We start from the raw sequence: 9,665 nt of genomic DNA, 5'->3' as shown, positions 1-9,665 counted from the left end.
CGGCCCGGTTCCCCGGCGCGAAGCGCATGGCCGGCGCCCTCCTTGGCACCGCCTTCCTCCCCCCTTTCCCCCCCCCCCCCCCCCCCCCGCCAGGACAGACGCGGTGGTGTCGGTGGATCAGGCGCAATGGGTCGTCGTTGCAGTGGCGACCGTCGGCGGCGTCTTCTTCGTTCTCGATTTCGTCCTGGACCGAATCCCGGAATTGGCTGCCAAAGCCGGACGGGCCATCGACGCCGTCCGTGACCTGCGAAGTCACTGGCGTTCAGGCGGGGACCAAGGTGCCTAGAAGGGCGAGACCTCGGCCACCATCGCGGCCAGTTTCTGCGGGTCCATCACCGGACCGGCCGCGTTCTGTCGCCCCAGCCCGAGATCCTGAGCGAATGCCGGTTCGGTCGGCTCGGTCGCAGCCTTGTTCAGCGACTTCACGAACTTGGCGACGGCCGCGCTGTCGACCTCGCCGGCCTCGGTCAGGAACGTGGCCAGGTTCACGTACGTCAGGTCTGGGAGGTCCACCCCCGCCGTGGCCGCTTGGGCGCGCAGTTCCGCCCCGGCAAGACGGGAACCGACCTCCGCGAGGGCGGCAGTTCGGCCCTCGGTGCGGGCCGTCTCGATGGCCTTTTCGGCGTCGGACAGGTTCTCTGTCCGTAGGTCTTCCAGTTCCTTGGCGCGGGCCTTCGCGTCCTTCTCATGCTTGCGGGCGAGGGTCTTCCACTTGTCGCGGTCGGCCGTCAGCGCTGCGGAATCGGTCGGGTTCGGCTCCACCGCCGAAGGCGTCGGGTCGGCGCCTGTCGGCTCCGTCGACGGGTCGGCGGTCGGGTTGTCCTGAGGGTCAGTCAAGGCAATACCTCCATGTCGGGGGTAGCAATGAGAATGCCGCTCATCCCTGTCGGGTGGCGGCTTGGACGGCAGGACTTATGCGGCGTGGCCTCCGGCATCGTCAACACGATCCACCAGGTCGGTTCCAGCAGGCGGGCCCAGTTCTCCGACGAACCTTGATTCGTCGGTCAGCATCGCCGGGAATCGTGCGATCTGCTGCGGGGAGTACCCGGCGTCCTGCCAGAGCTGAAGCAGCGGAACACGCAACGTCCTGAGCTTGGTCAGGGCGTCGATGTGCTGGGACTCGGTCCGGTACTCGGGATCTCCCCACATGACTTCGGCGCTGTACGCACGCGCCCGAGGGTCGCCGAGGACCGCAAAGCAGTGGCGCATGATGCGCTCCCACGCTTCGCCGAAATAGATCATGCGCTCCCTGGCCTTGGCGACCAATCCGGCCTCGGCGGACGTGATGGCCTCACCACTAGGCGACTGGCCACCGTTCAGCAGGAAGTAGTGGAACGGAACCCGGGACGTCGAGGCGAGATGCTGAACCAGCATCTCGACCAAGGTCACATAGTTGGCGAGATTCGCCGGATCGAACTGGCCGAACCTCGTGTTGGGATCCTCAGCCTGGAGAAGGCGATCAATCGCGAGCCGGTACGGCTCCACAGGCCGCCCGTCGCTGTCCTCCTGGATCTCCATTCCGGTCACGTAACGCTGCGGCCAAGCGGCGTACTCGCTCGCTACCAGAGCATCGATGACGACCTTGTTCACCGCGTCCTGAAGCGGGATCACCGACTTCAGTTCGGAGAACGCCTTGCCGCTGAGGCGCGGCCGATTCTGGATGGCTGTGACCGGACAGAACCCCAACGGGTTGCGGGAGTAGATCGGTTCGGCCCAATGGCCGGCGCGCGTCTGCGTCGACTGCCAAACGCTCGTCGGGAGGACCAGCGTGGATCGCTCGGTGCCCCACTCGTCAGAGTAGACCTTGAGGGCTGCCACGACATCGCGACGCGATCCCGGCCGCATGTGAACGGCCACGTTCTCGGCGGACTCTACGGACACGATCGGCTGTCCGTCCGAGTCGCCCCAGACCACGCCGTAGGACTCGCCGTGAACCAGCGCATCCAAGTGGGCGGAAGGGGCATCCGCATCGAGCGAGTTGCGTTGCCAAATCTCCTGAGCGTCCTTGTCGGCGCCCGGTTCCTCGGTCATGCGGATGCCTTCAATGCGCATCCGCTCGGCCAAGCTGTCGACGATCAAGCCACAGAAGTTGTCGCTGAACCGCTCGAAGAGGTCCCCGAAAGCGCTGCGGAACCGAGCCTGAGCGAAGGCTAGTTTCTGCTTCTCGCCTTCGTAGTACTCGTCGTAGACCTGGATCTTGGACTGTTTGTCACGCAACTTCGCGTGTAGGTAGTCCGTCCACTCCAGCGGGGTGGACGGTGCGGTGAGCGTCATGCGTACGGTCCCAATATTCAGTTGTCAGAAGCCGACCACGCGGCTCCGCCGCTTCGGCAGGCCGCGGCCGTCCTCAAGGGCATCCGCACGAGCCTCGTACGCCAGGACCGCGCAGACGGCAAGGTCGATCTTGCGCTTGGATTTCGGACTGTCCTTCGTGATGAGGACGCCTTGCGGAACCTCTCGCGTGACTGCCTGAAGCACGTGCCGAGTCAGGTCCGCGTTGCCGTCGTGGGAGAGGGCTGCCTGACCAACTGCCGTGGAGAACCGTTCAATTGCCCGGGTCATCTGGGTGGGCCGGTTCGTCCAGAACTCGAAGATCAAGTCTTGGCCGTACTCGATCGCCCACCGGCCGATGACGTCCTGCCAATACGGCGGATCGCAGTACATCCACTGGACGTCGTACGTCTCGAACGCGCCCTTCACTACCGCCTCAACGGCGAGCGGATCGACCTCCCAACCGCGCCCGGCCTTGCCCTCCGGGCATTCCCACAGTCCCAGAAGGAACAGCCGGCCATCCCGGATCCGGCAGCCCACCAGGCCAGTCGCGTCGTTGCGGATTGAACCGTCGAAACCCAGGGCGATGGCATCGCCGGGCAGGATCGGGTCGGCGTCGTCGTAGCAGGCTGCCCACTCGTCGGCGGGAATCCAGGTGTCGGCGCCTTCGGCGATCTGGTTCAGGTAGAACCGCATCGCGTTCGCGATCGAGGTACGCGGGTCGATCATCGCGGCGTAGATCGAATCCACATCGACCCAGGTCGAATCGCCGTAGGACTCGCGCAGTGCCGCCTTCACGGCCTCGGGCTCGGCCCGGATGTACTCGCGGAACGGCCGATCGCCGATCGGCAGTGTGGCCGCCTCTACGCAGTCGTAGAGGACGTCCGTTGCGCCGTCGCGTGCGGCCTCGTGGGTTCGCTGAGCGGTCGAATCTTCGTTGGGGTTGTAGGCGTTGGTGGACTCGACGTAGCGCGCGAGGCCGCGCGGGTTCTTGCGGATGTTTCGGTCGATGACCTCGGCGACCCTGTGGCCCCCGTTGGACTCGGTCCAGTGATGCGTCTCGTCGAGCACCGCAAAGGTAGGGCGCCCACCTTCGAGGGTGGCCGAGGCCGCGGTGACCGGTTCGATCTTGCCCGGCCTGCCGTCCTTGAACTGAATGGACATCTTGCCGACGTCCAGGCCGCACGACTCGACTAGCGGCGATTCCACGAGCATGCCGCGCACCATGTCCAGCGTGTTCGCTGTCTGGTGCAGCGCGGTCGCGGCGATCTGAACCCACGGCGAGGCAACCCGCTTGCCGATCGCCTGGCCGCCCTCGTCGAAGTGCGAGAACCGGCAGGGTCCTACGAACTCGATGATGCACAGGGCAGCCAGGAGGGGGCTTTTCCCCAGCCCTTCGACCTCCGGAGAGAAGCGGTTCGATAGATCCAGTGGCCCCGGGAGTCAACGGCATAGAACCAGGCGAGAAAGCGAATCTGTTCCGGGGTGAATCGGAACGGTTCGCCTGCGTTCTCGCCGTCCGGCTGCACGATGTTCTGCTCAGCCCACGACAGGATGTGCCACGCGAGGGTGTGCTCCGGCATGTGCGCCGGGATGTTCCCTGTCTGCATGGCACCACCTCTCAGTTTTCGGCAACCCATGGGTTACGATCGTGTCTCGACCAGTTGGGAGGACGTCATGGCAAGCGCATCGGAGGCGTCCCGGGCGGACCTGGCGCGCCTACGTGCAGTGGATGAGGCCCATCGCGACTTTGATGCTGCAACCGAAGACTTGGCTGCTGCGGAACGCCTCGTTGCTGCTGCGGCGCTGCGGAGGTCACTGGCGGTCAAGGCGATGGTCGATGCCATCGGTGGCCGCGGAGCCCAGGCCGATGCGGCTCGACGCCTCGGAGTGACGTCGACCATGGTTCAGCAGCATGTGAAGAGGGCGAAGGAAGCCCGGAGCGTGGCGGAAAGCGGTGACGAGCCCTAGCCTCCGAAAGCCTGCCGGTATCGGTCCATGTCCGCCACGCCCTCATTGGGCCGCGCAGTCTCGTGCGATGCGGCCGTGCCGCCGACCGTCATTCTGAGCGCCTGGCGGTCCCGGACCGTCGCACCCAACCGCTCCTCATTCAGCCGGATCTCGGCGAGGATCGAAGGCTTGGGGTCCGTCCAATACGCCTCGACGAGAGGCGCAAGCATCTGAAGCCGCTCCCAGTCGGACGGCAAGAACGCCTCTGCCTGAGGGCTCGATGCCCATTGGTCCCACCATCGTTGCGTCGCGGTGCAATACCGGCTCCGCTTGAAGAGTGCCGGCGCGGGTGACTTCCCGCCTGACAGTGCTTCGGTCGCCTGCTGGTTGCGCCGCCTCGGGTTGGGGCTCGGCGTCGGTCCACGTCCAGCCATTGCCCACCCCCTGTTAGCTGTCGGTCGTAGTAAGAACTCAGCCGCGGCGATCAGCCGCAGACTTCTCCGCGTGGCATTCGACGTGGACGGCTTGCAGGTTGTCCAGGTCGTGAGTTCCACCCTGGGAAACCGGGGTGATGTGATCAACCTCGGTTGCTCCTGGCCCACCGCAGAGTTGGCACACCCAGCGGTCGCGGCGAAGGGCTTGACGACGAAGGGTGCCCAGGTTGCTCGGTCGATTGGTGTTCCTGGCCGACAGCCGTACCCACGAAGGCTCTTGATGGTCCTTGCAGCGGCCCCGGCCGGTGGTTGGTCGCGTACATCGATCGATGGTGCAGACCTGGGCGGCGCGGGGCATGGGATGGCACTCCTGGTTGTGGCTCCCCCGGCGGGGACTCGACCCGTCACCGCCCTGGGAGGAACCATCGGTTCCGCATAGGCCAAGGAGTCAACCCGTCGGGGGAGCAGTCTGACCGGCATCCGGGTTCGATCCAGCGTGGTCCCGGTCGTGAGGTTTCTGTGTAGCTCGGATGCCGGTGGTTCAAGGCGACGGCTCCGGCCGTCGCGCCTCGCGCGCGTCAATCAATTGATGGCGTTCGCGAGGATGTTGGACCTTCCGCGCGTGCGCGCGGTTGATCTCTTGATTGATCAAGGGAAGGGCAGCCCTATGGGCTGCCGTCTGGGAGATCCGATCCATTGAGTGGACTCGATTGGACCCCACCCCCCAAACCCCCCTCCCCGGGAGCTTCACTCAGGTAAGTGCGGTCACAGTGGGCACCGTGGACACCATGCGGCAGTGATCTGGATCACGCGTCCCCCGCCCTCCCAGGGCCGCCGTTCCGGCGGGCAGCATCGACGCATGATCACAACTGAATACCTGGTGCCGGGCCTTGCGCCCGAGTTGGCCGGGACCCCGTGGACCCTCTACGCAGGGCGGCTGTGGTGCGCGACCGCGCCCCTGGCTCGGGCGCTTGGCGTTCAGCGCGACAGCGCGCGCGAGCAGTTCCACAGCTACGGCCCGGATGACGTCCAGATGATCGACGCCCGCGAAGCCGCCCGTCTCGGATTTACGCACCGCGCCCCGCGCGGCCAGACCATCGCCAATCTTCCGGCCGTCTGCCGGTTCATCCTTTCCCGGGACGACCTCCAGGGCTTCGACGCGTCGGTCTATCGAATCCTGGACCTGGCGGCGGACGTTCGCCGGCAGCTCCCCGAGCCGCGCCCCACGTCGCCACTCGGACTCATGTACGCGGACCTCTACACGCAGGCGTGGACCGGATACGAGAGCGCCATGGCCTACATTACGGCGACGGCCCGGAAGGTAGATGCGCTGTGCTCGGCGGCGTAACCGTCCACGTCGACGGAACAGAATTCGCCCGCGCCTGCCACAACGCACTTTGCCAAATCCCCGCACGGCCAGCGCGATTCCCGTGGGCACGCCTGGCCCTGACTGCCGATCTCGTGACGGTCATGGGCACTGATGGCTACACCCTGGGCCGCGCCACATGCCGCCTTGAAGGCGTCAGGAACGTCGGCGACGGCATCAGCGTGTGCGTCCCCCGGGAGGGCCTGGCGGAGCTTGACCGACTCGGACGCGCCGCCAAGGGAACGGTGGCGGTCATAGTCCGGCCGGAGGCCGTTGAGGTCGTGTCGATGGGCTCCGGAGGCGCAGCAGGGATCGTCATGTGCGAGCCGGTCACGCTGCCCATGATCGAACTGTGGGAAGCCGCAGACGAGATCCTGAACGCCTGGCCGACCAAGCGCCCAGCGATTCCCGAACTCTTGGCGCTAGATCCCGTGCTGTGGGCCCGGTTCGCCAAGGTCAAGGTTGAGACGCGAAAGGCGGCCATGGCCGACCTGCTGATTACTGCGGTCGACGATCCCGTGCTGGTCAAGATCGGCCCTGCCTTCGTTGGAGCGATCATGCCGGTCGATCGAACCGTGGCGGCTGCCGCCGAGGCGCGGGGGGAGGACTTCCTTTGGTGACGGGGGGTGCCGAGCCGCGCAGTAAGAACAAGCCGATGACGGTGGAGGAATGGATCCGACGCGAGCTAGCAAAGGCTCCGAAGGTGCGAAGCGAAGAATTCAGACGGCGTCAGTTGCGCCTGTGGCGTCTTCAGGACGCAGAGCAATAGACAGGCCCCCGCCCTGAGGGCGGGGGCCTCGCTGGCGTCAGGCTTATGAGTCCGCGTGCCACACGATCTCGATCAATGCGGGATCGAAGCGCTTGCCCCTGCCCGCCGGATGGACGAGTACGGCCTTGATGTACTCGCGCATCCGCGTCTTCTTCTCGCCGATCGTGTAGCCCTCCCACTCGTCAAGCAAGGTGGGCGAAGCGGAGCGGCGTTGAACCTTGGAGACCACGAGCTGACGGCGGCTGCGCTGCAACTCTTGCTGTTCGGCCTCAAGCTCTTCGATGAGATCCAAGGCCGTGGTGGTGCTGATGCGCTTTGCCTTGCGTCGCTCGTTCACGTCGGCCATTTCGGCAACGATCTCGGCAAGCCGCTGGTCGAACTGGGTCTCGTCAACCTCAGGCAACTGAGTCACTAGGCCAAGGCTCCGGCGAACCTCTTCGAGGAAAACCTCTTCGACCAGCGCCTCAATGGGCGGCCCAACGCGCGTTACCTTGCCGCACCCTCCGTGATTGGAGAGGCATGCGTACCGGTAGCCGTACTTGTCGTAGGAACTGGTGCCTTTCGCGTACCAGTTGGCAGTCATGGGGAAGCTGCACTCACCGCACCGCGCTATCCCGGACATCAGGTACCGCTCGGAGGTGCTGTGTGGCTGGGTCCTGCCTTCTTTGCGAGCCTGCTTGCGCGCTTCCAGTTCGCCTACGCAGGCTTCCCACTCCTCCGGCGACACGATGGCTTCCCAGTCGCCCCGGGCTGGCTTGCTGTCCTTGTAGACCACGTGGTCGGGAAGCCATGGCTTGGCAGCGCCTCGTCGGTCGACCTGGGGCAGGTACGTGACGTAGCCACAGACCCGTGGGTTGACCAACCGCGCCTCAACGGTGGAGTGCGACAACTTGCGAGGCGTGTCCCCAGACCGCTTGTTCGCCTTGGGCGTGTATCCAAGCTCGATCCACTCCTGGCGGATCTGGCCGATGGACTTGCCCCCCGGGACGGCCAAGATGGCCTCGCGGAGCACCTTGGCTTCCTCGGGGTGCAGTGACTTGCGGTCGTCTGCCCAGCCGAAGGGGCGGGGGGCTCCACGCATGTGCCCCTTAGCGGCCCGCTTCTTGTTGGTGGTCGAGACGCGGCGTTTGGTGTTGGCAACTTCCACACCCCCCACTGTCGCCTGTATGGAGAGCATCGCGCGACCTTCGACGGTGGACAGGTCCGTACCGCCGACGCAGCTCCGTCCGACCAACTTGGGGTTGATGAGGTAGAGCCGGTTGATACGTGCGGCGTCGTACTCCAGCCGTACGAGCCGGTCAGAGTGGACGAACAGGATGCCCCTGATCGTGCCTGCGGCAAGGTCCTCAAGCATCCGCTCAAAGTCCTTGCGGACGATCAGGGGGTCGGACGCGGGGGTGTTGTTGTCGTTGTAACGGTGTGTGATGGTCCAGCCGAGGCGGGCGGCTTCGACGTCCATATCGGCGAACTGACCGGCCACCTGCTCGCCGACCTCGCGCCAGTCGGCGGCTCCTGCCTTCATCGCCTTGTCTTCCGAGACGCGGGCGTAGGCACCGACAGGTATCAACGACGTTCCCCCCTCAACGCTGCACGTGAGGGGGACGTTAGCAGTGGCCAACGACGAAAAGGGCTCCATGAGGATCATGGTAGCCCAAGAAGGGTTGTTCAGTTGTCTTCGGTCAGAAGAACACGACCCGCCACTTGCCGTCGTACGACTTGTGCGTGATCTGCTCGAACGCCTTGTCCGCCTCGATCGACACGACGCCGGTCAGGTCGTACTCGGGGAACTGGTTACCGACAGTAAGCACTGGGTCTCCTCCGCGATGGTGCCCGGGGCGGCTTGCGGGCCCCGGTCGGACGTACGCGGATCACCGTGCCATGTTTTCATTGATCACGGAAATAGGCTGTTGTTGATCATTTGATAAGGAGTAGTTATCAGTACGCGCACTCCCACGGTCGCCCAGCTCAGGGCCTTCGCCGCGGTCGCCGACACGCTGCATTTCCGCGACGCGGCGGCGGTGATCGGGACCAGCCAGCCCGCGCTGTCCGGTGCGGTGGCGGCGCTGGAGGAGGCTCTCGGCGCGCAGCTCGTGGAACGTACCACGCGGCGTGTCCTCTTGACTCCGGCCGGAGAACGGGTCGCCCGGCATGCACGGAGAGTGCTCGACGCGCTGGACGACCTGGTCGCCGAGGCGGAGTCGGCCCGGCGCCCGTTCACCGGGCCGCTGCACCTCGGGGTGATCCCGACGGTGGCCCCGTACCTGCTGCCGACGCTGCTGCGCCTGGTACGCGAGGACTACCCGGAGCTGGACCTGTACGTGCACGAGGAGCAGACCCACTCGCTGCTGGACGGCCTGGCGACCGGGCGGCTGGACCTGCTCCTGCTCGCGCTGCCGTCGGGGGCCGCGGGAGTCGACGAGATCCCGCTCTACGACGAGGACTTCACCCTTGTCGTGCCGGAGGGTGACGCGCTCGCCGGCCGCGCCGACGTCCCGCGGTCGGCGCTGCGCGAGATGGACATACTCCTGCTGGACGAGGGCCACTGCCTGCGCGACCAGGCACTCGACGTGTGCCGCGAGGTCGGCGCCGGCGAGGCGGGCGCGACCCGCGCGGCGAGCCTGCCGACCCTCGTGCAACTCGTCGCGGGCGGCCTGGGCGCGACGCTCCTCCCGGAGACCGCGATCACCGTGGAGACCCGCCCCGGATCGCAGCTGGCCGTCGCCCACTTCGCCGCACCGGCGCCCTACCGCCGCATCGGCCTCGTCATGCGGGCCAGCACCGGCCGCTCAGCCGAATTCGCCACCCTGGCCGAGTCCCTAAGAGGCGCCCTCAAACGACTCCCCGTCCGAATCGTCCGCTGACCGCATCCGCGGCG

Annotated in this window: 11 protein-coding genes and 1 pseudogene; 4 read left to right on the top strand and 8 right to left on the bottom strand. The window is 66.1% G+C overall.

Translation table 11 applies throughout. The features are described from left to right. Positions 1 to 282 precede the first annotated feature (282 nt). The 4 genes from ACRX5S_RS28735 to ACRX5S_RS28720 all read right to left on the bottom strand — a co-directional run bounded on the left by ACRX5S_RS28735 (position 283) and on the right by ACRX5S_RS28720 (position 3,881). The gene (locus ACRX5S_RS28735) at positions 283 to 837 is read right to left on the bottom strand and encodes a hypothetical protein (protein ID WP_436776041.1); all 555 of its coding nucleotides are present in this window, start codon (positions 835 to 837) and stop codon (positions 283 to 285) included. Between the two features lie 75 nt (positions 838 to 912). Continuing rightward, positions 913 to 2,274 (bottom strand): phage portal protein, encoded by a 1,362-nt coding sequence (locus tag ACRX5S_RS28730; protein ID WP_436776040.1) that lies wholly within the window; start codon positions 2,272 to 2,274, stop codon positions 913 to 915. 24 nt (positions 2,275 to 2,298) lie between these two features. After that, positions 2,299 to 3,486: a hypothetical protein gene (locus ACRX5S_RS28725; protein WP_436776039.1), complete on the bottom strand. Its 1,188-nt coding sequence runs from the start codon at positions 3,484 to 3,486 to the stop codon at positions 2,299 to 2,301. A 128-nt stretch (positions 3,487 to 3,614) separates the two neighbouring features. Then, positions 3,615 to 3,881, bottom strand: coding sequence for a hypothetical protein (locus tag ACRX5S_RS28720; RefSeq protein ID WP_436776038.1), 267 nt, complete (start codon positions 3,879 to 3,881; stop codon positions 3,615 to 3,617). A 67-nt stretch (positions 3,882 to 3,948) separates the two neighbouring features. Between ACRX5S_RS28720 and ACRX5S_RS28715 the strand changes: the two genes are divergently transcribed. After that, positions 3,949 to 4,242 carry a hypothetical protein gene (locus ACRX5S_RS28715; RefSeq protein ID WP_436776037.1) on the top strand — a complete coding sequence of 98 codons (294 nt, stop codon included), beginning with the start codon at positions 3,949 to 3,951 and terminating at the stop codon, positions 4,240 to 4,242. Here ACRX5S_RS28715 and ACRX5S_RS28710 read toward each other — a convergent pair. Beyond that, entirely contained in the window at positions 4,239 to 4,451 is a 213-nt protein-coding gene (locus tag ACRX5S_RS28710) for a hypothetical protein (RefSeq protein ID WP_436776036.1), read from the bottom strand. The two genes, ACRX5S_RS28715 and ACRX5S_RS28710, sit on opposite strands and share 4 nt — an antisense overlap. A gap of 241 nt (positions 4,452 to 4,692) precedes the next feature. Then, positions 4,693 to 5,013, bottom strand: a complete 321-nt coding sequence (locus ACRX5S_RS28705; protein WP_436776035.1) for an HNH endonuclease — start codon at positions 5,011 to 5,013, stop codon at positions 4,693 to 4,695. 501 nt (positions 5,014 to 5,514) lie between these two features. Here ACRX5S_RS28705 and ACRX5S_RS28700 point away from each other — a divergent pair. Then, positions 5,515 to 6,003, top strand: a complete 489-nt coding sequence (locus tag ACRX5S_RS28700; protein ID WP_436776034.1) for a hypothetical protein — start codon at positions 5,515 to 5,517, stop codon at positions 6,001 to 6,003. Further along, positions 5,988 to 6,641, top strand: coding sequence for a hypothetical protein (locus ACRX5S_RS28695; RefSeq protein ID WP_436776033.1), 654 nt, complete (start codon positions 5,988 to 5,990; stop codon positions 6,639 to 6,641). The genes ACRX5S_RS28700 and ACRX5S_RS28695 overlap by 16 nt, the downstream gene beginning before the upstream one ends. A gap of 192 nt (positions 6,642 to 6,833) precedes the next feature. On the opposite strand, the gene ACRX5S_RS28690 is transcribed toward ACRX5S_RS28695, so the two are convergent. Both ACRX5S_RS28690 and ACRX5S_RS28685 read right to left on the bottom strand, forming a co-directional pair. Further along, entirely contained in the window at positions 6,834 to 8,426 is a 1,593-nt protein-coding gene (locus tag ACRX5S_RS28690) for a recombinase family protein (RefSeq protein ID WP_436776032.1), read from the bottom strand. Positions 8,427 to 8,475: 49 nt separating this feature from the next. Continuing rightward, a pseudogene (locus tag ACRX5S_RS28685) lies at positions 8,476 to 8,598 on the bottom strand (peroxiredoxin); the annotation flags it as partial. 126 nt (positions 8,599 to 8,724) lie between these two features. Between ACRX5S_RS28685 and ACRX5S_RS28680 the strand changes: the two are divergent. Next, positions 8,725 to 9,651 carry a hydrogen peroxide-inducible genes activator gene (locus ACRX5S_RS28680; RefSeq protein WP_436776159.1) on the top strand — a complete coding sequence of 309 codons (927 nt, stop codon included), beginning with the start codon at positions 8,725 to 8,727 and terminating at the stop codon, positions 9,649 to 9,651. Positions 9,652 to 9,665 lie beyond the last annotated feature (14 nt).

Source organism: Yinghuangia sp. YIM S09857, assembly GCF_051388915.1.
Taxonomy (GTDB): Bacteria; Actinomycetota; Actinomycetes; order Streptomycetales; family Streptomycetaceae; genus Yinghuangia.
Note: the sequence above shows the minus strand (reverse complement) of the source record. Positions and strands in the feature narration are given on the sequence as shown.